Genomic DNA, 25,543 nt, shown 5'->3' on the forward strand with positions numbered 1-25,543 from the left:
AGCGACCAGACCTTGTTCTATCAGATAATTCTGGAACCGTTTTATCTGATTCCCAGATGAACAGGTGTAATCCGTACCCGGAAATGGGTTGAACGGAATCAAGTTTATTTTAGTTGGCAACTCTCTAAGTATGCGAACCAAATCCTTGGCGTCTTGCATAGAGTCATTAACACCATCAAGCATGACGTACTCGACCGTAATATGTCGGCGCTGCTGACCGACTACGTACCGTTTACAAGCGGCAAGCAGCTCTCTAATCGGGTACTTCTGGTTGATGGGCACTATTTGATTTCGGAGTTCATCGTTTGCAGCATGCAGCGATATAGCCAGACTGACATGACAATCTTCGCGCAATTTATCAATCATCGGTACGATGCCCGATGTACTCAGCGTTAAACGACGCCATGAAATTCCATAGCCATAGTCATCCCGCATCAGGTTCATCGCAGTGACGACGTTATGATAGTTGGCAAGCGGTTCCCCCATGCCCATCATGACCACATTAGTTACTACGCGATTGCCTTTGGGATCTTTACCCAAAGCCTCATTCGCAATCCACAGTTGTGCAATAATTTCAGCAGCATCCAGATTGCGGTTAAAACCTTGTTGAGCGGTCGAGCAGAATGTGCACGTCAACGCACAGCCCACCTGAGAAGATACACACAGAGTTCCTCGGCCGCCTTCGGGTATAAAAACCGTCTCTATCGCATTGCCACAGGACAGTTTGATAATCCATTTACGGGTACCATCAGTGGAGATGTGCTCATGTAGGACTTCCGGCAAACGAATGTCAGATAACGTTTGCAGTTTTTCACGCAAAGCTTTACTGAGATTGGTCATCTCCGCAAAATCAATCACCCGGTATTTGTGGATCCATTGTAATAACTGACGCGCACGGAAAGGTTTTTCGCCAAGCTCGACGAAAAACGCTTCCAGACCGTTAAGATCTAACCCTAATAGATTCGTACGTTCAGTCATGACAGTCTCTTAGCGAGTACGGGCACACACTTCGCCATCAGCGAAGAAATAAGCCACTTCACGTGCTGCACTCTCAACAGAGTCAGACCCGTGTACCGCATTTTCGTCGATGCTTTGCGCAAAATCAGCACGGATAGTACCTGCTTCAGCTTCAGCCGGGTTTGTTGCGCCCATCAAGTCACGGTGTGTCAAAACAGCATTTTCACCTTCCAAGACTGAAACAGTCACTGGGCCTGATGTCATGAAGCTGACCAAGTCGTTAAAGAAAGGACGCTCTTTATGTTCGGCATAAAAGCCTTCTGCTTGTTCCTGAGTCAGGTGCATCATTTTGGCAGCAACAATCTTTAGACCCGCTTTTTCAAAGCGTGTGTAGATTTCACCAATGACATTTTTTGCAACGGCATCTGGTTTGATGATAGAAAGTGTACGTTCGATCGCCATTTCGTTCCTCTGTTAGTTAAGTTTAAGTACAGTAAAATCCGGTTATTCTACCATTTCTAGACCTGCTAATATCAATGTTGTCAGATTAATCAGTATAAAAACGGTTTTGCTTTGGATTTTATGCCAAAAGCATTACTATCAAGTGACCATTTCTCACGTCGGAAGCCCATTTTGAATACAAACTCAACCTTTACACGTATCGGCTTATTTATCCGCAAGGATGATCCGGTGATGGAAAATGCGGTTGAGCAGGTAAGTCAATTTTTGTCTGCAAGAAAGCTAAGCGTGGTCTGTAATGAATCATTAAGTTTTTTGCCGTCGCTTAACGTCGTGCCGATTAATGATTTTCCGGAACACTGCGAACTGACCATCGCTATTGGTGGTGATGGCACTCTACTCTCAGCTTCACGTGCTTTAGCCGGTACCAACATGCCAATCGTTGGTATAAATGTCGGTCGATTGGGTTTTCTAGCCGACGTCACTCTCAACAATTTAACACAACAACTCAGTGATATCTTATGCGGTCATTACCGTGATGATAACCGTTTCTTATTACAAGCGAGTATCAACGGCGCTAATAAACCTGCCAGTATTGCCATGAATGATGTGGTGATTCATGCCCATCAGAATTTGCACATGATTGAATTTGAAACCCATATCAATGGCAAGTTCCTCAACAGCCAGCGAGCAGATGGTTTGGTTGTAGCGACACCAACCGGTTCCACGGCCTACTCCATGTCAGCCGGCGGACCGATCCTGGATGTTGATTTAGATGCTGTTGTGCTGGCCTCAGTTTGTCCTCATACGCTGAGTAATCGTCCTCTAGTGGTAGCTGCCAGCAATAAAATTGAAATTACATTAAGTGAAAATAATAGTTCAACCGGGATGGTGACCTGTGATGGGCGACCCGGCCATTTATTACAACCCGGTGATACCGTGGTCATTGAGCGTCATCCAAGTCAGATCCGACTATTGCATCTTGAAGATCATGATCATTATTCTATCCTCCGGGCCAAACTGGAATGGGGTAGAAAACTGACATGCTAACAAGTCTGAGTGTTCGCAATCTTGCGGTCGTCGAAGACCTGTCATTGAACTTCGATCAAGGCATGACATCGTTAACGGGTGAAACCGGTGCCGGTAAATCTATGTTGGTAGATGCGCTTAGTCTGGTACTGGGTGACCGCGCTGACTCCAATATGATTCGTCATGGAGCCGAGCGCGCTGAAATTGAAGCGGATTTTAGCCTCAAGCACAATCCAGTCCTCTATAAATGGCTGGAGGAGCAAGAACTTGATGATGATGATCAATGCCACCTGCGTCGCACAATCAGCCGTGATGGTCGTTCCAAAGGCTACATCAACGGTCGTACCGTCCCACTTGGCCTATTAAGAGAAGTCAGTGAACGCAGTATTGATATTCATGGTCAGCATGCCCACCAGTCCCTAGTAAGACCGCAAACGCAACGCGAATTAGTTGATATTGTCGCCCAGAACAAACCGTTGCTTGATCAATTGAAAACAGCACATCGCGAATGGCAGTCATTAAAAGATCAACTGGAAACCATACAACAGCATTCTGAAGAGCAATCAGCCCGGCAAGAATTATTGCAATACCAAGTCAATGAACTTGATGCCCTGGACTTAAGCGAAGACAGTGTGAACACGCTTATTCAGGAGCAAACACAATTAGCCAATGCATCGCAGCTTATCACTGCAGCTGAAAGCGGTTTACAACGTGTTTTTGATGATGAACAAGCGGCAGCTTATGATCAAATCAGCAGTACGCTATCTGAACTGGAAAAATTACAGGACTTTGAACCACGCTTTGCTGCTGCGGTAGAGACCTTAAATGCAGCGATCATTAACCTGGATGAGACAGCTACTGAACTTCGGCATTATCTGGATCATATTGAATCAGACCCAGCTCGTCTCAACGAGATTGAAGAGAGGCTCTCTCTGTTACATGAGTTAGCCCGAAAGCATCATGTCGAGATTGAACAATTACCGGCTCATTATCTGCATTTAAGTGATGAACTTGCAGCACTATCTAATAGTGACGTTCAACAAGCCCAACTTCAGCACAGCGTCGCTGCAAAAGAAACCTTATGTCGTGACTTGTGTGAAAAATTACATCAACGGCGGGAGAAGGCTGCCAGGCCACTGGCAAAACAAATATCAGAATCAATCCAACAACTCGCTATACCCGCCGGCAGAATCGAAATAGACGTTCAACACTATACCGATGATCGCATGACCGAAACCGGTGCCGATCAAATTCGATTATTAGTCGCGACTAACCCCGGGCAGCCTGCAGGTGATTTAGTTAAAGTAGCCTCCGGGGGTGAACTGGCCCGCATCAGTCTAGCAATACAGGTAGTCACCGCCGGTAAACGTAGCGTGCCGACACTCATTTTTGACGAGGTTGATGTCGGTATTGGAGGCAGCGTAGCCGAAGTTGTCGGTCAACATCTTCGTGAGCTAGCAAACAGTCAGCAGGTTATCTGCATTACCCATCTACCTCAGGTCGCCGCACAGGCACATCATCAACTTCAGGTAAACAAGAAACACCTGAAAGACAGCACTCATATCGAAGTTGATAAGCTGAATAAGGCACAACGGGTCGAAGAAATCGCGCGAATGTTGGGCGGCGTAAACCTGACCCAGAAAACCCGCTCACATGCCGAGGAAATGCTGGATCAGGCACAGCAGTAACTACATTTTTTCTTTCTGACAGTCTTTACATACGCCATAGATGTACAGACTATGATCCGTCATCTCAAACCCTTTTTCTTTGGCAATGGCTTTTTGGCGCTGCTCGATCACATCATCCATAAATTCTTCTATGCGGTTGCAGCGAACGCAAAATAAATGATCATGATGCGTGCCATCTTCCAACTCAAAAACAGCATGGCCCCCTTCGATACTGAGCCGCGAAACCAGGCCTGCGCCCTCAAACTGAGTCAGGACACGATACACCGTTGCAAGGCCGATTTCTTCACCCATCTCGAGTAAAGCCTTATAAACATCTTCAGCACTCATATGACGTAATTCAGCTGTTTCAAGAATTTCCAGAACTTTTAATCTGGGTAACGTCACTTTGAGTCCGGCTTTTCTTAGATCTTGTCTTTCCATTATTATTGTTGCCTCGTAGAAATGCTGCGAATAGAGTATCATCGCAGACTGGTAATCAACTACAGAAATTAATACTAAATGAAAAGCTTCGTCGTTTACAGCCTTTCCTTGGCTTTCCTATTATCTCTGTCCGCTTGCAGCACCGACAAAATTCCTGGTGTCTATCGAATAGATATTCAGCAAGGCAATGATGTTACTCAAGAAATGATTAATCAGCTTGAACCTGGCATGACCAAAAATCAGGTAGCTTATGTCATGGGTACGCCATTACTCATCGATACATTCCATCCCAACCGCTGGGATTACTTATACAGCTACCAGCCGGGCGGTGAAGATCGTGAGCAACGCAGAATCACTCTCTTATTTGATGAAGAAGAGAAACTAACGCATCTTGAGGGTAACACCAACACTGTTGCCAGCCGCGCTGACCTTCCTGAACAGGAACGTCAGGACAAAAACGTGGTGGTTCCACTTACAGAGAAGAAAACAGGCTTCTTTAATGGTTTCATGAACTTTATCGGTCTCGGCGGTGATGATGAGGTGGAAATCATCGAAGATGAGGGAGCAGAAGATAACGAAACGGAAGAAACTGCGGCGGTTGAAGAAACTGAAGCTGAAGACGATTCTGGACCGACAGAATAAATTAAAGGCGCCCTTGTTATGAGGGCGCCTCATCTAATTAGTTACAATTGTGGTACCTGAAATTGATCCGTATCCGGGTTGTAGCAAAGTAGTTCACCGGCAGCTAGATCAAAATACCAACCATGTATTTTCAACGAGCCCACTTCTACCCGCTCACGAACAAAATCAAATCCCATCAGGTTTTGTAAAGAAACCAGCACCGAGCGTTGCTCACAGGCCTTTAACTTTAGTGCATTACTCTCACTAGCATGTTTAACTTTGACCCATTCTTTAGCTTCCTGTGCAATAGAAACCCAACGGTGAATAAATTGTGAATCATTGAGATCTTCACTTTCCCACAAGGCCTTTATACCACCGCAATTTGCATGGCCCATGACGATGATACTCTCTACACCCAGCCCTTTCACCGCAAACTCAATCGCTGAACTGGTACCGTGATGATGCTGATCTTCTTCGCAGGGCGGTACCAAGTTAGCAACATTTCTTATCGTAAAAAGATCCCCCGGATCACAGTCTGTCAGAATGGCCGGATCCACGCGAGAATCACAACAAGCGATCATCAGGATTTTGGCGGGTTGCCCTTCTTTCATACTTGCGTATAGCTTTTTGTCATCACCGAAATAAGTTGTTTTAAAACGCTTAAAGCCTTCTATAAATTTATTTGTATTAGGCATATTTATTGTCTGAGAAAAGTTAAGAAAGGGTTAAAGTCTCGCTCATAAGCAAGATTGGTAACAGGGCCATGCCCACTGTGCACCTGTAAATGTCCGGGCAACTGCATTAGTTTCGACAGACTCTGTTGCATCAACGCGGCATTACCCATCGGTAAATCAGTCCGGCCAACACCACCGGCAAACAACGTGTCTCCCACAAAGATATCGCTGTCATCGTAATAACACCCCTGGCCGGGGGTGTGACCTGGCGTAGAAATAAAGTGCAGGATTGTCTCACCTAGCGGGATGGTATCCCCGTCATCCAACCAACAATCAATCCGGCCACAGGGTCGGTTCATCTCAGGGGCACCGAACCAATCCCCCTGTTGCGGCAAGGTATCAAAGAGAGGCTTCTCAAGTCTTGGTAGATAGGTGTCGACATCAAAAGACTGCTGCAAATGCATCAAAGCACCGGCATGGTCTAAATGACCATGTGTCAGCAAAATCATACGTATATCAGGTTGTGGCTGGAGGGAAAGAAGGTATTCGACTTGTTCAGTCGTTTCCCCTGTATCAATGATAGCGGATTGTCCGGTCGCTTGGTCCGTAATAAGGTAAGTGTTGACGCTAAAAGCGCCGACGGTCATGCACTGAATTTCCATATTTGACTACCTCAGTGCACTCCCGTGACGCGCTCATGTCATTTTAAAATCAGTTGTATTACTGATTCCATTTTTTACGTGACTCACGCGCTTTAATGGTGTTTTGCTTAAACCAATCCTCTTTGATTTTCTTAGTCCGCGCTAAGTCAAGATTGGCTCGCCACCACTTCTGCTTAACATCCGCGTGAGGATCCGGGTGCATATTTGCTTCATACCATTTAGCATGGCTTTCCCGGGCTTTGATAAGATTCGCTTCATACCATTTTTTCTTAGTATCAGACGTCAACTCATCATTGATTTCGTACCAATGTTTATCCGTAGGCGTGTTATCAAGGTTAGCTTCATACCATTTCTGACGTTTTTCACGTGCTTGCGCCAGATTTTGCTCACGGAAAGCCAGTTTCCACTCGGTATCTCCCGCTTCATTGAAGTCATACCAATGCGTTTGCGTCGGTGTGTTATCCAAATTGGCTTCGTACCATTTACGCGTGGCGCGGACCGACTCCAGAGCAGACTGAAGATTGGCTTCATACCATTTCTTCTTGGTCTCGTAATGATGGACGATATTGGATTCATACCAGCGGGTTTCAACTACTTTAGCCGGACGCTGATTAGCCTCGTACCACTTCTGATTTTCACGGGCACGATGCGCACTTTCAGCAAAATAACGCTGCTTGGCTTTCTGAGCACGAACCAAACTTAGATTTGACTCATACCACCGTTTCTTAAGCTCAGCATGTGGATCCGGATGCATATTAGCTTCATACCATTTCTTACGGTTGAAACGCGCCGTTTCCAGATTCGCTTCGTACCAATGTTTTTTGGTATCGGAATATTTTTCATCACTGAACTCATACCAGTGTTTTTCCGTCGGCGTATTATCCAGATTCGATTCATACCACTTAGTACGTCTTTCACGAGCCTGATCAAGATTGACACGCATCCAAGCTTTTTTTACATCGCTGTACAACTCTTCACTGTAATGTTGCCAACGCATTTCAACCTCAGAGGGTTTTTTGTTCGCTTCGTACCACTTACGCGTGGCGCGAACAGATTGCACAGCTTGATTCAGATTAGCCTCATACCATTTTTTCTTGGTTTCAAGGTGTTTGCCAATGTTCGCTTTATACCAAGGAATATCTACATTCTTGGCAGGTCGTTTATTGGCTTTATACCAAGGCTTAGTAATATCAGCTGCTGGTTTCAGGTTAGCTTCATACCACTTAGAACGACTCTCTCGCGCAATTTTGAGATTTGCTTCGTACCACTTTGTTTTAATGTCTAACGTGCTACTCATTTTCTTACCTCTCTGGGCATTTGGTATAACGATATTACATGAGTTCACGCGGCAGGGACAATAAAAATAGTCTCTTATTTGATCCAGATCACAGGCTATTCGTAACAATGCTTTTGGGCTTTTACCCTTTGCAAGGCGGCTATTTGCTGTTCAATATAGAGTTGTCTCCGGTCTTCTTTTTCACTAACCAGAGCTGAATAGCCCAGATAACCGAGACCAAGCCAACCTTCAACTATCGGAATAGAATCAAATACAACCATTGCCGTCGCTAGCTTGTTGGTACCATCGTTATAATAATCCGGCTTGTAGCTATATCGGTATGGGTGTAACTGATTGATTCTATTGTCAATGTCATAACAGCTAAGCGAACGTGTCTGTGGTTCGACTTCGACGATAGGTGGTTCAAAATAAATCGGTTCAGTGGGCACAGGAGGTAACGTCAGTGCAGATACCGAGTAGGAATAACAACCAGACACAAAGAGTAAAAAAAACGTTTTTTTCATCATCATTTCCAAATATTTAATACTAAGGCTATCGGTCAGTTGCCTAATGACTTCAGTCTGAATTTTGCTCAATCAGTCGGTGCCTCTTTTTCATGTCGATGCACATCGGCCCATTTCTGTAATCTTGCGCTGACTGCGGCATTAAAACTATGTGCCGGAAATTCGCCTGATTTATTTATTTCTCCGGCATCAATACCAGATAATAGTGTCAACGCCTCATTAACGTGATTAATTGCATGAATATGAAAACTGTCCTGCTCCACAGCGGCAATAACATCCTCACGCAACATTAAATGCTGCACATTACTTGCGGGAATGATGACACCTTGTTTTCCTGTCAGTCCTTTGCGCGAGCAGATATCAAAGAAACCTTCGATTTTTTCATTCACCCCGCCAATCGCCTGAACATCACCATGCTGATTCATGGACCCGGTAATCGCAATGGACTGCCTCATGGAGAACCTAGAAATTGCTGACAACAATGCACACAGTTCGGCAACGGTGGCACTATCACCATCGACTTCACCGTAATTCTGTTCAAACACAATGCTTGCCGACATTGAAAGCGGGCTATCAGCCGCATAGGTTGTTCCCAAGTAGCCGCTTAAAATCAGCACACCTTTGGCGTGAATATCGCCGCCTAAATCCACCTCTCGTTCAATATCAACAATATTATCATCACCAAAACGGGCACTCGCTGTGACACGTGATGGCTGACCAAAGCTAAAGTCTGCCAGACTCATCACTGATAACGCATTGACCTGAGCAACCTGATTGCCTGTGACTTCGATATCAATGATTTGACGATCAATTTGGTCGTGAAGCTGAGCACGCAGTCTATCAAGCCGCTGTTCACGCAGATTAATCGCCTGTTGCACATGATCACGCGAGACTTCTTTAGCTTCTGCCTGACGAGCTAGGAACGTAGATTCTCTGAGCAAATCAGTCATATCCCCTAGATGCAATGAAAATTTATAGCTGTCTTCAATTGTGCGCGCGCTGTGTTCGATCACTCTGGCAACTGCATTGCGGTTCATCTTTAGCAATTTCTCAGTTTCAATGGTGCTAGCCATCATTCTCGCAAACAGTAGATCATTATCAGCGGTGCGTGGCATATGCTCTTCAAAATCAGCTACTATCTTGAACAAACCGGCAAATTCCGGATCCATCTCATAAAGCATGTAATAAAGGTGGCGGTCACCCAACAGCACCACTTTCAGATCAAGTGGAATCGGCTCTGGTTCAAGTGACACCGTGGCGACTAAACTGTAGATACGCTCTAAGGTGTCGAATCGCACCTCTTTAGATTTTAATGCTCGTTTGAGCCCCTCCCAGCCAAAAGGCTGCATCAGCAATTGTTCAGCATCAATGATGAGGTAACCACCGTTGGCGCGATGCACAGCACCGGCCTTGATCAATGAAAAGTCAGTAACCAAGGCGCCCATCATGGCCATGTTTTCCACACAGCCTAATAAAGTCTGATGGTTAGGCAGGTTTTCATAAATAATCGGCGCTCCCAGACACTGGCTGTTATCGACCACCAGATTAATTTGATACCGCTTGAGCAGACTATCCTCTATTCCAGCCTCTTCACTCGTACTTTCCTGTTTAACAAACACATCGACGTTCTCACGGATGTCTTTTTGCATCGCATCGAAATACAGCTGTAATGTTGTTGAACTGGGATAGGCATGTTTAAGTTTATTAACCTGCTTGCTAATGACCTCCAGGGCAACCTCATCATTGAGTGCTTGTACCTTTTTCAGGTTGTCACGCTCCCACTCGCGCAACTCAAGCAGAGTGTGCTGTAACTCTTCATGTAAGTCAGCGATAGCATCTTCGGTTTGTTCCTGCTTGTGGGCTGGTAATTCTTCAAATTCTTCCGGGCTCATTGCCTCGCCATTGCGCTGCGCGGCAAAGGCGTAGCTCCCATCCTGCATTCGGAGCAAGACAACACCTTTTCGATCTGCTTCGCTCTGTAATGTTCCGAAAAGCCGGACTCGATGTTTCCGAGCGGCTTCATCCAGTGTTCGCATTCTTCCACGATAGTATTCATCGTCGAATGCCTGTGGCAACTCTGTTTCGAGATGCGCGACGATGGTTTCAATATCTTGCCGGAGCTGTCCTCCCTGGCCGGCCGGCATAGAAACCACCCATGGCTTTTGAGCGTCATCAAAATTATTCAGGTAAGCCCAGTCTTTGGCTTTCGGGAGCTTTCTGGCATGCTCATCGAGAAACCGTTTGATCATAGTGTACTTACCTACGCCTGCAGGCCCCATCACGAACAGGTTATAGCCTTCAGCGTTGATGTTGACACTGAAATCAATGGCGCTCAAGGCGCGCTCCTGGCCAACAATAGTCGGTAAGGTTTCCAAGTCTGAGGTTGAGGAAAACGTCCAGCTGTCAGGTTCACAATATCGATAGAGATCAGAGGCTTGCAATTCAGTGCGTCGTTGCATAGTTTTCCCTTACAAAATGAGTTACTTTAAGCTTAGGTCAGGAACAGCAGATCAGCAATACAAATAGCAACGGAGCAAATGATAGCAATGCATGATTATGACGAAAAACGTTCATTTATGAGAATGCAGGTTGAAACCAAGCTGAGCTTTTCGGTTCAAGGAAAGCCCTCTGTTATACACCAGGGTTTCAGTCGTGATCTCAGTGCAACAGGCCTTTTAATGAGTTCCGATTTCGCGCCCCAACAGGGTGATAGAATAGAAATCAGTATTGAAACAAAAAACGAACGCTATGAACCTTTCACCGCTCACGGTTCAGTAATAAGAGTAGAAACCAGTGAACTGGCTTCTCAGCGATACATGATTTCAGTCGAGTTTGATGTGGCTGAATAAGCGTTTAGATCCAATAGCTGCTTCGAGTCATCACTTTAGACACAAACCCCATTAACCGGGTAACCGGTTGCGGAAGCACAGCGCCTCCCGCCTCCAAGGCTGCGGTTCCATGCCGTTGTTCATCAATTTTCATCTGAGATAAGATTGCACGGCTTCTTTTATCTTTATCACTCATAATTAGTAGGTGGCTGTCCAAGTGTTTAACAACTTGTTTTTCCGTTTCAGCTACAAATCCCAGGCTCCATTTATCACCTACTTTTCCTGCTATGGCACCAATTGTAAAAGAACCGATATACCAAAGCGGATTCAGTACGCTCGTGTGAGAAGAGAGTGACTCAAGCCTTTGCTGGCACCAGACCAGGTGATCATTTTCTTCTCTGGCCGCCGCTTCCATCGCCGTTCTGACTGTGGGTAGTTTCGCTGTCAATGCTTGCCCTTGATACAGCGCCTGAGCCGATACTTCACCAGCATGATTAACACGCATTAATCCGGCCGACTGCTTCCGCTCATTGTGACTCAGTAAATCAGCCTCTTCTGAGACGGAGGCATCAGGAAACGGCCGTGCTGTCGTTTCGGGCGTGCCTGCAATCGTAGTCAAGGCTTTATCAAACTCAACAATAAATCGGTCAAAAAGGCTGTAATGGCGATGTGTCACGTCAACTGTCCTGAATAAAAATGATTAAAATAATTCTACTTCACCCGAAGCAACATGTACTGCCATGTTGATCTTTCCCTGCTCAATTAATTCGTGGTAGCTTTGCACCTGATTGCGACCATTATCTTTTGCATAGTAGAGTGCTTCGTCTGCCTCGCCAATAACATCAGTTGGTGACTCCTGATTGGTGACTTCAACAAAGCCGACACTGATGGTTACTTGCTTTAATTGAGGAAATTGATGCTCTGCAATAATTTCTCTGATTCGTTCGAAAGTCTGTCGAGCATCATCCTCGGTAGGCGCTTTTAACAATACGACAAACTCTTCACCGCCATAACGGTAAACCAAGTCATCATCACGAATGCAACCTGAAGTCATCAATCTTGCTACTAGAATAAGTACTTCATCACCGTACAGATGACCGTATGTATCGTTAATGACTTTAAAATGATCAATATCGATCACGCCTAACCAATACTTAACTGCAAAAGGACGTCGTCGGGGCTCACTGGATGATGCCATTTCCTCTTCAAAATGATTATTTTGCCTGACGAGCACTTTAGTGATCTCATTGTCGAGTGTTTCTCGATTGTACAGGCCCGTTAGCTTATCTTTTTGAGTCTTTTCAATCAGGGACAAATAATTGGCATACACTCTCAGAATTCCGTAAACCAGCCTTTGATCAGTGGCAGACGGAACTTGATTCGAGGTGATCAGCAAAACAGAAAAGATATCGCCATGGCTATCATAGGCCGGATAGGCAATATTCCAGTCTCCATTCTTACCGGCAGTCAACTCGACATCGCCCTTTTCTATTGCTCTGGCTACGGCGCTGGAGAGTTCTGATTCATTCGGTAGTAACTTCGCCGGCTCATTGGATGATTCGATGATGCCGTTAACGCAAAAGGCCAATAAGCTGAGTTGATGCGCCTCTGTATGATGCTGTACACGGAAAAGACGTAAATCCTGTGCCGGGAAAAGTTCATTTAGCGTTTTGAGCAGGCTTTTTTCGAGAACATTCCGATCATGATAACTGGTTATTTCAGCCAAATTATCCACAATGCGGATACTGTTATTTATCATTTACAATGCCTTTTGTTCCCGACTAAGTCCCTGCTCCACACCCATACTAAAAGATGTGAAACTCGTCACATAATTTGACACAAAAGGTGTTTAATCACAACACAACACAAACATTACTTATTGATTTAAGTCAATATTTATAGATTTTCACTTTTCCAGGAAATGCTGCAGCGTATCAGCAAGTTCTCGAGGTTGAAATTTAGGCACATACGCATCAGCACCGACCCCACGCCCCATAGCCTGATTAGCTTGTGCGGTCAGAGATGAATGCATGATGACTGGAAGATGGGCTAAACGTTTATCTGCCTTAATCTTTTGCGTCAACACATAACCATCCATTTCAGGCATTTCGACATCAGTTAAAACAGCATGAATCTCAGAGGTAATATCACGCCCTTCAGCCTCACATTGATCCGCCATTTTTTTCAACATAGCCCAAGCTTCTCCACCATTCACTGCACCAATATGACCGATCCCCATAACATCAAGTGTTTTTGTAATTTGTGTGCGAGCAATTTTGGAATCATCGGCAAACAATAAACGATACTGATTCTTCTCACCAATTTTCGGAATACCATCAAATACCGTTTCATCGTAAAACTCGCCTGCGTCTGCCAGCACTTTTTCAACATCCATTATCATAACCAGACGTTTATCTGACAACTCAGCAACAGCAGTCACTAAGCCGCCCAGACGTTTAGATATCAATGGTGGCGGCTCTTTAACCTGTTCCCAGTTTAGTCGTTGTATGGTATCGACTGAACTGACAAGAAAGCCTTGAACGTGAGTATTGTATTCAGTGATCATTAATATTGAGGGATTATCTTTAGACTTCAGATTACAAAATTTTTGTAAGTTGATGATCGGCACCATGTCACCTCGAAGGCTAACAAAACCCTCAATACCCTCTGGCATTTCAGGAGCTGTGGTGATTTCAGGTACATTCAGAACTTCGCGTACTTTGAACACATTGATACCGAAAATTTCGTTACGTCCGGTGTCATCACTGGTGCCCAGGTTAAATAACAGCACCTCAAGATGATTGGTACCTGCTAATTTTGTCCGTTCGTCTATGGAGTCGATTAATGTAGCCATATAAATGTCTCGTTCCGTTCCCATTAGTCAGTCGTTTATGATAAACAACTTAACGGCTATAAGGGAAAAATCTTGAGTTTGTCGCTATTTTTGATGACAATATTTTCGCAAAAAATGATTTCTGCTAGAGAGGTATGAACTGATATTCAAACTGGACAGTACTAAGGTTAGTTCAAACAGTGAAATTTTAAAGAGGTTTGGATTGACAAGCTGATTTCATTCGAAAATCAGAGAGACTGACTCATAACGGTGAAAGCATCGAAAGTGAGATAGTCATATAAAAACTGCTCAAATAGCTTACAATATTGGTTTTGAGACAAGACGGCAACGAGCGTTGCTGTTTTCGGAAATGGTGCCCAGGGGGAGACTCGAACTCCCACGTACATAAGTACACTAGCACCTGAAGCTAGCGCGTCTACCAATTCCGCCACCTGGGCAAGAGCGCGAAAATATACAGAGTGAATGAAAAACTGTCAATGACTAATAACGAGAAAAATGATCCGTTCCAAGAACGAGAAGCCGAAAAATACGATAATCCAATTCCCAGCCGTGAGTTCATTCTCGGGCTGTTAAAGCAAAACAATGTCCCCCTTTCTCGTAAGAGCCTCGCTAAGCTGATAGGTATCAAGGGTGACGATCAAACTGAAGCCTTAAGAAGAAGGCTGCGCGCCATGGAGCGTGATGGCCAACTGTTACGCAACCGCAAAGGCGCTTACGGCGTGGTATCCAAAATGAACCTAGTTAGTGGCCGCGTGATGGGACATGCTGATGGCTTTGGATTTCTGATACCCGATGAAGGCGGTGACGATCTCTTTTTGGGTGAACGTGAAATGCGTATCGTCCTGCATGGCGATCGTGCATTAGCCCGTGTTACGGGCACCGATCGCCGTGGCAGAAAAGAAGGTGCTATTGTTGAAGTGACTCAGCGTGCACATCATCGTATTGTCGGTAAACTGATTAAAGATGCCGGTATCTTCTTTGTGATCCCGAATAACAGACGTATCAGCCAGGATATTTTAATCCCGCCAACAGATACGCTTGATGCCAAAGAAGAACAAATTGTTGAAGTGGAAATCACCGAGCAACCTAATCGTAAACGGTCACCATTAGGCCAAGTAGTGACTATTTTAGGTGATCATCTGGCGCCGGGAATGGAAATCGACATCGCTTTGCGTGACTTTGAACTGCCACATGAGTGGTCGGATAAAGCTCTGCAACAAGCCGAAAACTTTGGCGACAGTATTCCTACAGATGCTATTGAAGGTCGGCTCGATCTTCGTGACATGCCTCTGGTCACTATTGATGGTGAAGATGCCAGAGACTTCGATGACGCCGTTTATGCTGAAAAACTAAAATCCGGTAACTGGAAACTGTGGGTCGCGATTGCTGATGTCTCGCACTATGTGCATGCAAACAGTCCACTCGATGACGATGCACAAGAACGCGGTACCTCGGTTTACTTCCCCAGCCAGGTTATTCCCATGCTGCCGGAAGCTTTATCTAACGGTCTGTGCTCATTAAACCCAGCCGTTGACCGTCTCTGCATGGTCTGCGAAATGGAAATCAATCAGGATGGTAAAACAGAGTCGCACCGTTTCCATGAAGCAGTGATGCACTCAAAAGCGCGGCTAACCTATGACAAAGTCGCTGCCATGCTGGTCGATGATGACAAAAGTTTAAAACAGGAATACCAGCATGTTTTGCCAACACTGGAAACCATGTATGACTTGTTTCAGACCATGCTTAAAGCCAGAGAAGAACGTGGTGCCATTGACTTTGAGATGACAGAAACACAATTTCTGTTCGATGCTAACCGTAAAATCAAGTCTATCGAGCCACGTGAGCGAAATGATGCACATCGGCTGATTGAAGAATTTATGATTGCTGCCAACGTCAGTGCGGCTAAGTTTCTTCTTGAACACAAAATACCGGTTTTATACCGTGTTCATGAAACACCGTCAGCAGAAAAGCTCAGTGGCCTGCGTGATTTTCTAGGCGAACTCGGTCTGTTTCTCGGCGGTGGCGATGATCCTGAACCCCGTCATTATGCATCGCTTCTGGCAACAGCAAGCAAACGTCCTGATGGACATCTCCTTCAGACTGTCATGCTCAGAAGTATGAAACAAGCGGTCTACACGCCAGAGAATGTTGGACACTTTGGTTTGGGATTAGACGCATACGCCCACTTCACTTCGCCTATTCGTCGTTATCCGGACTTACTTGTACATCGCGCTATTCGTCATGTCATCAGCAACAAATCAGCTAAAAAATGGCGTTATTCCGAAGAAGAGATGGTGCAGTTAGGCGAACACTGCTCGATGACCAGTCGCCGAGCCGATGAAGCAACGCGAGATGTCAGTGACTGGCTCAAATGTGAGTATATGCGTGACCGTGTTGGTGAAACTCATAAAGGGGTGATCAGTGGCGTTACCGGTTTCGGGCTATTTGTTGAACTAAGCGATATTTACATCGAAGGTTTAGTTCACGTCACATCGCTAAAAAATGATTATTATCAGTTTGATGCCACCGGTCACAGGCTGACTGGTGAACGAACACGCACGGTTTATCGTCTTGGTGATAGCCTGACCGTAAAAGTCGTTCGCGTCGATCTGGATGATAAGAAAATTGACCTGGAGCTAGCGTAAACCAGAGATTTTTCTTGACCAGAAAAATAAAGACAGTAGAATTACGGTCTTTCTCAAGTACGGGGTTATCAACCCCGTTCTCTTGCAGCAAACAATGGTGAGTGTAGCTCAGTTGGTAGAGTCCCGGATTGTGATTCCGGTTGTCGTGGGTTCGAGCCCCATCACTCACCCCACTTTTTGTCCCCTGCATTAATATTCGACCTCTGATTATTCCAACTAAGCTCATTTTCCATGGAAAAGCATAGCTTGGCTATCGTCCACTCACTGAATGAGTGAATACCATTCCCCCGAAATACGCCAGTTGGCTGGGCGGGCTCAGACATTGTTGACGCAGAATGACTGGCTCAATTTAACGGCATACAAAAACGGAAACATTGACCCTGTCATGCTGCTAACTGTTCTATAAAGACAGGCCTACAAAGTGGGCACAGCAATCTTAAAAAAAGCATTTCCTAAATAAAATCGTCCAAAAACGTCCAACATGGAAATACGTATCGCAAATACCAGCCAAAACGTCACTGTTAGGTAGCCATGTCTACTCTTTACCAGTATGTAAATACAACAGTGAAACTTTCGTAACCCGCTTAATGTACTACCTGAAAATGGCACTATCACAGCAGCCTTTTCACAGTTTCGACACGATGAAGACTGAGCAATCAATAACTTAAATATCCTTGCAGAACTGATTCACGACACACAAATCATGCTTTATTTCCACTAGAAACTGGAATAAACCAAGACGGGGAAAAAATCTCCCGTCTTGGGCTTGCACAGTACATATTAGCTACGTATAATGCGCTTCTTCATTGCCGGTGTAGCTCAGTTGGTAGAGCAACTGATTTGTAATCAGTGGGTCGTAGGTTCAAGTCCTATCTCCGGCTCCAGAACATGAAAGGGGTCATACAATTGTATGACCCTTTTTTGTTTCTCTCATCACTTCGCTCTTCAATCTTATTCAATAATAATACACTCACATGGACTGTGGATAAGACTGTGGACAACGCTCGAAAAAATCACTAAGTTATTCTCAAACAGGACATTCTCTCTGTTTGTCTTATAATCAGCATAAACACCGTATTGCATGCATTGCATCTCGGGATTAAGCTAATAGTACTCATTTACAAGTAAGCTGCAGTTCTCTTCACCCGACATCCCTTATATCTCAAGAATTCCATAATGGCCATTGCTACCAAACAAATCATGCTCATGCGTCACGCCAAGGCAGAACCGGGTTCTCACGGTAACGATTTCTCTCGTCGACTGACTGAAGCCGGTCAACAACATAGTATTAATCTGGGAAAACTCTTGTATGACTTAAAATTATTGCCGCAGTCGGTCTATAGTTCAAGTGCGACAAGAGCCCTTGAAACTGCCAGTCTCGTCTGTGAACAACTTTTTATTGATAGTAGCCAAATTACCATTCGGGATGAACTTTATCTGGCAAACGTCTATACGCTTTTGTCTTTATTACAGCAACTCGATAACCGTCTCAGTCGTGTGATGCTGGTTGGCCATAATCCAGCGTTGGAAGAATTGGTTGATACGCTGAGCCACCTTAATTCAGGCAGTAATGAGTCCAGCGATAATCACATGTCACCGGCGACATTAATTATGCTGGAATTTCAAGGTGACTGGTTCAATCTGGGCTCTGACAGTTGCAACATTATCAGACGCATTGATCGGAAAAACGTATAGTCCCGAGCCAAAGTTGGGTTATATAAACATAACGAAAAGATTCACGTGTCTCAAAAAAATGAGCAATCTAGTTGTTGAATTGACTGGCGAGATAAGCTGGTCATTGAGAAAGGAAAATTGCTGACTTTACTGTGGCATTAAGATTTTGGTTAACGGGGCTTCTTTCACCAGTAAGTCTGCCAAGGTGTATTGCCCCAATACTTGGTACATACCTTCGAGTGAATCATGCAGAATACGTGTCAAGCGACAGACGGGGATGATACAGCAATCGCCTTCGCCATCGACACAGGGCAACAAGCCGCTATCCCCTTCTGTATTTCTGATCAGTTCGCCGAGGTTGATGTCTTTGGGCTCCTTAGCTAAACGCATACCGCCACCTTTTCCTCGTATCGTTTCAATATAACCGTGTTGTGCCAGGTGATGCACGACTTTGGTCAAATGGTTCTCAGAAATCTGGTAGGCCTTGGCAATGCTTGCAATCGTTGCCAGCTTTTGATGCTGAATACCCAGATACATCAAAACACGTAGGGAATAGTCAGAGAATGTCGTCAGCCGCATGATATATCGCCCCACATAAAGATGTATTTATAATATTGCTTTAAAAAAGAAGTCATGCTAATTTAAGTTTTATTTTACATGCAGCTTAAATGAAAATCACTATGGATGGGGATTCCCGCCATATGATTGGCTCGGGATGGTTCGCTATCACTCTCTCAACAGTGATTAGTGCCAGACAAATATCAAGGAGACTTTATGCCATCACTACTTAGTCGCTGGCAGACCTTTTCGGCAGCCCCACACCGTCTATTTTTCTTTGCTGGTGCTGTCCAGGCATTACTTATCATGGCCTGGTGGCTCATTGATTTGCTCGGCCGCTACACTCAACTTTATTCTCCAATAAATTGGAGCGTATCTCCGGTTGATGCGCATGCTTTTCTGATGATCTACGGTTTTTTTTCTTTTTTCATCTTTGGTTTCTTAATGACGACCTATCCACGTTGGATGCATGGTGAAGAAGTTGATAAACGCCTATATAGCCTGGCTTTCGTATTATTGTCGTCAGCTATTTTATTGTTTTATATTGGCCTATTTACGCAGCTTTATATAGTAGAACTCGCTCTGTTGTTGTTTTTGATTGGTTGGGGTTCCGGTCTTTATGCATTATTACGTGTCTACCTGCGTGCCAAGCATCCGGATAAACGCCATGCCACCATTACTACAGTAATGCTAATCCTGGCCTGGCTGATGATCATGGGATTCGCTACCGGACAATTCGAATTGCTCCAGCTCGCAAAAATAGGTGGCATCTGGCTATTTCTACTCCCATTATTCTTTGCTGTCAGTCACCGGATGATTCCGTTTTTTTCAGCCAACGTGATCCCGAACTATGAACTAATCCGACCTTATTGGGTTTTATCCTGGCTCTTAAGCCTTACGCTGGCGCACACCGTACTGGAAATCATGCAATGGTATGAATGGCTCTGGCTTGTTGATCTGCCCATGGCCATGATGGGTCTTTATCTGACAATCAAATGGCAACTATTAAAAAGCCTGTCAACACCGCTACTTGCTATGGTCCATATCAGCTTCACCTGGTTTGGTATCGCAATGCTGCTGTATTCGGTGCAAAGTGCCTATCTCGCAATCACGGGTGACTTTATTCTGTTTAAAGCGCCGTTGCATGCGTTGGTAATTGGCTATTTCAGTTCCATGCTTCTAGCCATGGCCACTCGTGTCACACTCGGCCATTCCGGAAAAGCCTTAGCTGCCGATAAACTCAGTTGGGCTGTATTTCTGATCTTCCAACTTGTTGCCGTCATTAGAGTGCTTGCCGATTTCCCAGGTATTGATTTTGTTATCAGCAACAAGCTCTATCTGCTGGCCGCTGTTTTGTGGCTATTATGCTTCAGCATCTGGGGGGGTAAACATCTGCCAATTTATCTGCGTCCACGGCAAGATGGACGACCTGGCTAAGCACTAGCGGGAAAGTAAGTAAAGTAGAATAAGGTTGGTGATAAACAACAGGCTCGACAGGAATCGCCAGAAACCGATTGGGTTGCGTTGCAGTATAGGCAGTTGTTCTTCACGCAAAAAATCCGGGTTTGGTTTTATCAGGTCGGATTCAAACTCTGACAAGCGTTCATAACGTAGCTCGGGTGAGAGTTGTACAGCTTTACGAATGGCCTTATCAACCCATTGCGGAATATCATTGATGTATTCGTTTATCGGTCGATAACTGAGTCGACTCATATCTCTTTGATTACGAACGTTGGCGAGCTTTTCGCCATAGGGTAATTTACCGGTTAACATCTGATATACAATACAGCCCAATGCAAACTGGTCGGACTGCCTCATACCCGGTCGGCCGATCAAATACTCTGGCGCTGTGTAATGTTTTGTTCCTAGTAGCTCCCGACGTTCAACCGGTGTCGATATATCGGCAATACCCGCAATTTTAGTAGAACCAAAATCAATCACTTTTAACACGCCTTCACGGGTAATCATGATATTGCCCGGCTTGAGATCCTGATGCAACATATCCAAGCGATGAAAGGCGCGTAGGCCGGAAATAATCTGTGGCACCAATTCACGGACGGTGTTCAAGTCCAACGTGCCGACATCATCTAGCCATTGTTCTAATGTCTTACCATCAACATATTCAAGCACATAATACAGAAAACGTCGCTGACGCTTTTGCTCAACTGTCCGTATCACATGATGGTTTTCTATACGTCGCCCTACCCATTCTTCAAGCTGGAAACGCTCCAGATAAGCAGGATCATCTTCAAAGTTTATAGAAGGCGTTTTCAGCACCACTTTCTCGTCTGTATCCGTATCCACAGCAAGATAAAGCTGACTGGTTGAACTGGCGTGAAGCTCTCGAGTAACGCGATAGCCATCCAGATTGACACCTTCGTATAATTCCGGCGGAAATGGCAGTATCGTCAGCTGAGCAAAAACCTCATTCGGATCTTGAGTCGGCAATTGCTCGACCTTTACTATCTGGCAGCTCACGTTGTCTTTGCTGCCGTTGACGATAGCTTCATGACAAATTTTTTGTGCGAAGGCATCTAAATCCAGTTCAGTTTCCCTGAACATGACTTTGAGCTGTTTATCATTGATCACATCGTGAACACCATCCGTAGTCAGAAGAAAGCGGTCCCCCTCTTCTACTGTTAACGATTTATAATCAATATCCAGGCAATAATCGACACCAAATGCCCGACCTAAATACTCTTTATCAGCATCAATACGAATGCGATGATCGGTTGTCAGTTGTTCTAACTCACCATCGCGGAACAAATAAATACGTGAATCGCCGACATGAAATAAGTGGCCGGTGGTGGATTTAATCACAATGGCACTGAATGTGCTGGCAAGTCCTCTGGAAGCGTCTTTGAATTGATTACTCTGACCGTGAAGCCAGGTATTAATCGCCGTTAAAACCTTCCCACCAGACTGTTTGACCGACCATGAATCGGGTGTACTGAAATAATCTGAAATGAAGCCTGTAATACACGCCTGGCTGGCCTGTTTGCCTTCGGCGCTACTGCTTATTCCATCAGCCAGTGCACAGACGATACCTTTCGTTTCCAACAAAGCCAGATTATCAGGCACGGAAAAACCCAGTGAGTCCTGGTTCTCCGGTTTAGTGCCTTTGTCGGAATATTGTCCAACCGTTACTTTTAATTTAGCGGCCATTATTGTCCCTTATCGCTCTGTATCAAGCATTATCTGGCTACCGTTAAATAGAAGTTCGCTTTGAACTTATCAGTGTTCTGCATATAACTGTACCGCAATACAGGAAGATATCGCTGTCGTAGCAGTAACATAAAGAGCCATGTCGAAACACAACGATAAAAAGTCATCACGGACGATGATGCCTGACCGTGATGACTTTATGTTATTGATTAATGCACATCAATCATTTGTACAGTGCCATCCGGCAGGATTTCAGCCATCTGACCACGGGGCTCATCCATAAACTGAACGGCAATCAGCGTCACCACAGCGGTTGCTGCAATGACAAAGAAAAACGTTTGGGCGGATACCAGCGACAAAACTGTCAGGAAGGTAACGGCACCAACGTTACCGTAGGCACCGGCCATACCAGCAATCTGCCCTGTCAGACGACGTTGAACCAGCGGTACAACAGCAAAGACAGCACCTTCACCCGCTTGCACAAAAAATGAACAAGCCATGGTGGCAAGAACGGCAAAGACCAGAAACCATTCAGGGGTAATCATACCCAATACCATGTAACCCACAGCCAGACCAGAAATACAGATGGTTAATGTCTTTTTACGACCGAGACGATCGCTGAACAAACCGCCTACTGGACGCGAAACCAGATTCATAAAGGCAAAACCCGAAGCCAGAAGCCCGGCCTGAACCGCACTGATATCGAAGGTATCACTAAAATACAGTGGCAACATTGACACGACAGCTAACTCAGAACCAAAGGTCGCCAGGTAAGCAAGATCCAATACGGCAACCTGTTTAAAGCTGTAACGATGAATTTCAGGTACTTCCGTAATAAACACGTCTTTATTGACCTGATAGATATGGTACAACTGATACAGGAATAACACGCCTAAGCCGACAAACACAGCATATGCAATGTTTCGAGACAGCAGCTCTACACCACTGGGGGATAATTTCCAGGTCAACAATGCCAACGCAGCATAAAGCGGAATAGTCATAATGATGTATAGGAAAAAATCGCCCTTGCTGGTCACTTCCATTGCACCTGATTTTTTAGGTTTGAAATAGGTGGAACCTTTCGGTGTATCAGAGACACTGTTGTAATAGATAAAGGCATATACCAATGCTATCGCGCCGGTAGTAGCAATCGCATAACGCCAGCCATCTTCGCCTCCATACATAAGTGCAATAGTGGGTAATGTGATCGCCGCAGCCGCTGAACCAAAATTGCCCCAGCCACCGTAGATCCCCTCTGCCAGGCCCACTTGTTTAGCAGGAAACCATTCTGAAATCATTCTGATGCCGATGACAAAACCTGCACCGACAAAACCAAGCATAAATCGGGCAACAGCCATTTGCTCAAAGCTGTCAGCAATGGCAAAAAAGAAACAGATAAAACTGGAAATGCCCAGCAACATACTGAACATGATTTTAGGACCATATTTATCCACTAACATACCGATAACAATTCGGGCAGGAATAGTTAACGCTACGTTCAATATGAGAAGGGTTTTGACCTGTTGATCATCAAGACCTAAAGTATCGCGAATGGCAACCATGAGAGGTGCATGGTTAAACCAGACCACAAAGGTGATGAAAAATGCCATCCAGGTCAGATGGAGCGTGCGAATATTGCCACTGAAAGACAGTAGGTTTATTTTTTGATTAGACATGAATTCCGTTCTCGCTTTAGAACACCAAACCAACATTGGTTTGGCTTCAGGCTGCTGGAATCATGCCAATTATGTAAGTAATTGTTTTTTCGTTCTTTGCAAGACTAAATAAGTATTTTGATAGCCAATTTAAGTCTACATTGGTGCTTAATGCACTGTTAAAGTGCAAATTTATTCTGGTGTTAAATCTTCATCAGGCCAGTCCAGATCACAGCAGAACACCATCATTTTTCCCTCTATATTCATAGCGTGTGAGACAGTAATACACATGTGCGAACCGGCAACAGAAAGATAGGGTCGACTAATTTGAGTGGTACCTGGAGATTGGATCGCACGGTAATGATAGTGCCGATGTGACCAGTTCGCGCTATCACCTGCTAACAGCGGCGCAAAACGGAGGTCGAGTTTAGCGGTGTATCTTGGGGAATAGAGACTTTTACCGACTTGGTAGCCTTTTTCATCAAGCAGATAGCAACGCACAACGCGCTCATCCTCAAAGACCTCTGCACCACATTGATCGAAGATTTTGTTTTCTTCAAAAAAACGGATTTCAGCATCATAACGTTGACGGAAATCATCAAAATGCTGTTGTAATTTACGATTGTACTGACTGCGAATATTTTGCTGTTGGTCCAGAAGCTTGTCTATTTTCTCAGCGCAGCCCTGCCCACACGGAATATGTGTATTCGGTCTGGCAAAGTAAAATCCCTGGACCATATCAGCATGACTGGATATCGCCACCATGGCTTCTTTTTCTGTTTCAACACCTTCGACTATTACCAGGCTTCCGGCTTCATGGATCAACGATATGATACCTGTAAGAATACGCTCGACTTTTAAGGATTCTGCCGCTTCTTTTACCAGGCTTCGATCGAGTTTGACCAGATCGGGTTGTAATTCCCAGATACGATCAAAATTGGAATGACCAGCACCAAAATCATCAATCGCAATCAAACACCCCATGTCCCGGAAATGTTTTATGAGCTGTTTTAGATAAACCCGATCATCGATCGCACTTTCGAGAATCTCAATAACAATACGCCTGGATGTTAAGCCTGTTTCAGACATTAAGCTGTTCATGAAACCGGCATCAGGTCGTTCTGTAACCAGAGATTGTGAGTTTAGATTTAGAAATAACCAGTTATCAGAATCTTGTTGATCCGCGAAATTTCGGGCGTGCAACAGTCGACAGATGCGATCCAATTCAAGGTGTTCTCTACTCGACTGCGGTCTCTGAAATACCTGAAGCGGAGAAACCTGTCGCCCAGATACATCATGGGCACGCACCAACCCTTCATAACCAACGGGCTTACGGTGAGGAATGCTAAAAATAGGTTGGAAAACAGTCGTCAGGGAGAGATCGCCAAATTGGGCAGCAAAAAACTGTTCATTAAATGAAATATCACTCATACTTTTGCTTGTACCCATATCTGATTGCGTGCAACCCTTTAACATTAACCTTTTTTCGCAATAATTACATAAAGTAGTGAATTTTTTGTGATGCAGACCACACACCAACTCTATAAAAAAGGCCTTACCGATGATGTATCGGTAAGGCCTGGTTGAAGTTTAGGCGACTTTTCTTGCATGCCGCTCATGAAGAAAATGAATAACCTCTGAACGATAATGGTTGTAATCCACATTATCAGCCAAATCCAAACGCTTACGTGGACGAGGCAATTTCACGTCCATGACTTCGCCAATGGATGCAGCAGGCCCATTAGTCATCATCACAATCTTGTCAGATAACAAGACGGCCTCATCAACATCATGCGTAATCATCATAACGGTATTATTCAGATCCGCTTGAATGTCCATTAACGAATCCTGTAA

Annotated in this window: 22 protein-coding genes, 3 tRNA genes and 1 pseudogene; 9 read left to right on the plus strand and 17 right to left on the minus strand. The window is 44.8% G+C overall.

Translation table 11 applies throughout. The features are described from left to right. Both rlmN and ndk read right to left on the minus strand, forming a co-directional pair. Positions 1 to 978, minus strand: a 978-nt coding sequence (gene rlmN, locus ACTF5U_RS03980; protein ID WP_438970349.1) for a 23S rRNA (adenine(2503)-C(2))-methyltransferase RlmN, incomplete at its 3' end; no start/stop codon positions are given. 9 nt (positions 979 to 987) lie between these two features. After that, positions 988 to 1,419 carry a nucleoside-diphosphate kinase gene (ndk, locus tag ACTF5U_RS03985; RefSeq protein WP_438970350.1) on the minus strand — a complete coding sequence of 144 codons (432 nt, stop codon included), beginning with the start codon at positions 1,417 to 1,419 and terminating at the stop codon, positions 988 to 990. A 171-nt stretch (positions 1,420 to 1,590) separates the two neighbouring features. On the opposite strand from ndk, the gene ACTF5U_RS03990 reads away from it, so the two are divergent. Then, positions 1,591 to 2,466 carry an NAD(+) kinase gene (locus ACTF5U_RS03990; RefSeq protein ID WP_438970351.1) on the plus strand — a complete coding sequence of 292 codons (876 nt, stop codon included), beginning with the start codon at positions 1,591 to 1,593 and terminating at the stop codon, positions 2,464 to 2,466. Next, the gene (gene recN / locus ACTF5U_RS03995; RefSeq protein WP_438970352.1) at positions 2,460 to 4,133 is read left to right on the plus strand and encodes a DNA repair protein RecN; all 1,674 of its coding nucleotides are present in this window, start codon (positions 2,460 to 2,462) and stop codon (positions 4,131 to 4,133) included. Before ACTF5U_RS03990 ends, recN begins: the two co-directional genes overlap by 7 nt. On the opposite strand, the gene fur is transcribed toward recN, so the two are convergent. Further along, a complete protein-coding gene (fur, locus tag ACTF5U_RS04000) occupies positions 4,134 to 4,553 on the minus strand; it encodes a ferric iron uptake transcriptional regulator (protein WP_438970353.1) in 420 nt (139 codons plus the stop codon). Between the two features lie 78 nt (positions 4,554 to 4,631). On the opposite strand from fur, the gene ACTF5U_RS04005 reads away from it, so the two are divergent. Further along, entirely contained in the window at positions 4,632 to 5,195 is a 564-nt protein-coding gene (locus ACTF5U_RS04005) for an outer membrane protein assembly factor BamE (protein WP_438970354.1), read from the plus strand. A gap of 41 nt (positions 5,196 to 5,236) precedes the next feature. Here the strand turns inward: ACTF5U_RS04005 and ACTF5U_RS04010 are convergent, their stop codons facing one another. From ACTF5U_RS04010 to ACTF5U_RS04030, 5 genes are all read right to left on the minus strand, one after another. Next, the gene (locus ACTF5U_RS04010) at positions 5,237 to 5,869 is read right to left on the minus strand and encodes a carbonic anhydrase (protein ID WP_438970355.1); all 633 of its coding nucleotides are present in this window, start codon (positions 5,867 to 5,869) and stop codon (positions 5,237 to 5,239) included. Between the two features lie 2 nt (positions 5,870 to 5,871). Next, positions 5,872 to 6,510: an MBL fold metallo-hydrolase gene (locus ACTF5U_RS04015; protein ID WP_438970356.1), complete on the minus strand. Its 639-nt coding sequence runs from the start codon at positions 6,508 to 6,510 to the stop codon at positions 5,872 to 5,874. A gap of 58 nt (positions 6,511 to 6,568) precedes the next feature. Then, positions 6,569 to 7,807 (minus strand): hypothetical protein, encoded by a 1,239-nt coding sequence (locus ACTF5U_RS04020; RefSeq protein WP_438970357.1) that lies wholly within the window; start codon positions 7,805 to 7,807, stop codon positions 6,569 to 6,571. 95 nt (positions 7,808 to 7,902) lie between these two features. After that, positions 7,903 to 8,382, minus strand: coding sequence for a hypothetical protein (locus ACTF5U_RS04025; protein ID WP_438970358.1), 480 nt, complete (start codon positions 8,380 to 8,382; stop codon positions 7,903 to 7,905). Then, positions 8,379 to 10,769 carry a Lon protease family protein gene (locus tag ACTF5U_RS04030; RefSeq protein ID WP_438970359.1) on the minus strand — a complete coding sequence of 797 codons (2,391 nt, stop codon included), beginning with the start codon at positions 10,767 to 10,769 and terminating at the stop codon, positions 8,379 to 8,381. Before ACTF5U_RS04030 ends, ACTF5U_RS04025 begins: the two co-directional genes overlap by 4 nt. A gap of 78 nt (positions 10,770 to 10,847) precedes the next feature. Between ACTF5U_RS04030 and ACTF5U_RS04035 the strand changes: the two genes are divergently transcribed. Further along, entirely contained in the window at positions 10,848 to 11,159 is a 312-nt protein-coding gene (locus tag ACTF5U_RS04035) for a PilZ domain-containing protein (protein ID WP_438970360.1), read from the plus strand. A 4-nt stretch (positions 11,160 to 11,163) separates the two neighbouring features. On the opposite strand, the gene coq7 is transcribed toward ACTF5U_RS04035, so the two are convergent. The 4 genes from coq7 to ACTF5U_RS04055 all read right to left on the minus strand — a co-directional run bounded on the left by coq7 (position 11,164) and on the right by ACTF5U_RS04055 (position 14,429). Then, entirely contained in the window at positions 11,164 to 11,814 is a 651-nt protein-coding gene (gene coq7 / locus ACTF5U_RS04040; RefSeq protein ID WP_438970361.1) for a 2-polyprenyl-3-methyl-6-methoxy-1,4-benzoquinone monooxygenase, read from the minus strand. 24 nt (positions 11,815 to 11,838) lie between these two features. Further along, a complete protein-coding gene (locus tag ACTF5U_RS04045) occupies positions 11,839 to 12,897 on the minus strand; it encodes a GGDEF domain-containing protein (protein ID WP_438970362.1) in 1,059 nt (352 codons plus the stop codon). Between the two features lie 147 nt (positions 12,898 to 13,044). After that, entirely contained in the window at positions 13,045 to 13,992 is a 948-nt protein-coding gene (locus tag ACTF5U_RS04050; RefSeq protein ID WP_438970363.1) for a chemotaxis protein, read from the minus strand. Between the two features lie 350 nt (positions 13,993 to 14,342). Beyond that, a tRNA-Leu gene (locus ACTF5U_RS04055) sits at positions 14,343 to 14,429 on the minus strand. Between the two features lie 39 nt (positions 14,430 to 14,468). Here ACTF5U_RS04055 and rnr point away from each other — a divergent pair. The 4 genes from rnr (at position 14,469) to ACTF5U_RS04075 (ending at position 18,332) form a co-directional block, all read left to right on the plus strand. Next, positions 14,469 to 16,637 carry a ribonuclease R gene (gene rnr, locus ACTF5U_RS04060; RefSeq protein WP_438970364.1) on the plus strand — a complete coding sequence of 723 codons (2,169 nt, stop codon included), beginning with the start codon at positions 14,469 to 14,471 and terminating at the stop codon, positions 16,635 to 16,637. Between the two features lie 97 nt (positions 16,638 to 16,734). After that, a tRNA-His gene (locus tag ACTF5U_RS04065) sits at positions 16,735 to 16,810 on the plus strand. A gap of 635 nt (positions 16,811 to 17,445) precedes the next feature. Further along, positions 17,446 to 17,521 (plus strand) — tRNA-Thr (locus tag ACTF5U_RS04070). 292 nt (positions 17,522 to 17,813) lie between these two features. Beyond that, positions 17,814 to 18,332 (plus strand): SixA phosphatase family protein, encoded by a 519-nt coding sequence (locus ACTF5U_RS04075; protein ID WP_438970365.1) that lies wholly within the window; start codon positions 17,814 to 17,816, stop codon positions 18,330 to 18,332. Between the two features lie 126 nt (positions 18,333 to 18,458). Here the strand turns inward: ACTF5U_RS04075 and ACTF5U_RS04080 are convergent, their stop codons facing one another. After that, complete coding sequence (locus ACTF5U_RS04080; RefSeq protein WP_438970366.1) at positions 18,459 to 18,890, minus strand: RrF2 family transcriptional regulator; 432 nt, start codon at positions 18,888 to 18,890, stop codon at positions 18,459 to 18,461. Positions 18,891 to 19,085: 195 nt separating this feature from the next. Between ACTF5U_RS04080 and ACTF5U_RS04085 the strand changes: the two genes are divergently transcribed. Beyond that, positions 19,086 to 20,306: an NnrS family protein gene (locus tag ACTF5U_RS04085; protein WP_438970367.1), complete on the plus strand. Its 1,221-nt coding sequence runs from the start codon at positions 19,086 to 19,088 to the stop codon at positions 20,304 to 20,306. 3 nt (positions 20,307 to 20,309) lie between these two features. Here the strand turns inward: ACTF5U_RS04085 and ACTF5U_RS04090 are convergent, their stop codons facing one another. From ACTF5U_RS04090 to ACTF5U_RS04105, 4 genes and pseudogenes are all read right to left on the minus strand, one after another. Continuing rightward, positions 20,310 to 22,034 carry a protein kinase domain-containing protein gene (locus tag ACTF5U_RS04090; RefSeq protein ID WP_438970368.1) on the minus strand — a complete coding sequence of 575 codons (1,725 nt, stop codon included), beginning with the start codon at positions 22,032 to 22,034 and terminating at the stop codon, positions 20,310 to 20,312. Positions 22,035 to 22,243: 209 nt separating this feature from the next. Then, positions 22,244 to 23,710: a NarK family nitrate/nitrite MFS transporter gene (locus ACTF5U_RS04095; protein ID WP_438970369.1), complete on the minus strand. Its 1,467-nt coding sequence runs from the start codon at positions 23,708 to 23,710 to the stop codon at positions 22,244 to 22,246. Between the two features lie 171 nt (positions 23,711 to 23,881). Continuing rightward, on the minus strand, positions 23,882 to 25,120 hold the full coding sequence (locus ACTF5U_RS04100) for an EAL domain-containing protein (protein ID WP_438970370.1): 1,239 nt from the start codon (positions 25,118 to 25,120) through the stop codon (positions 23,882 to 23,884). A 159-nt stretch (positions 25,121 to 25,279) separates the two neighbouring features. Further along, positions 25,280 to 25,543 (minus strand): annotated as a pseudogene (locus tag ACTF5U_RS04105) (ABC transporter ATP-binding protein); the annotation flags it as partial.

It is taken from the genome of Methylophaga sp. (assembly GCF_965655755.1).
GTDB lineage: Bacteria > Pseudomonadota > Gammaproteobacteria > Nitrosococcales > Methylophagaceae > Methylophaga.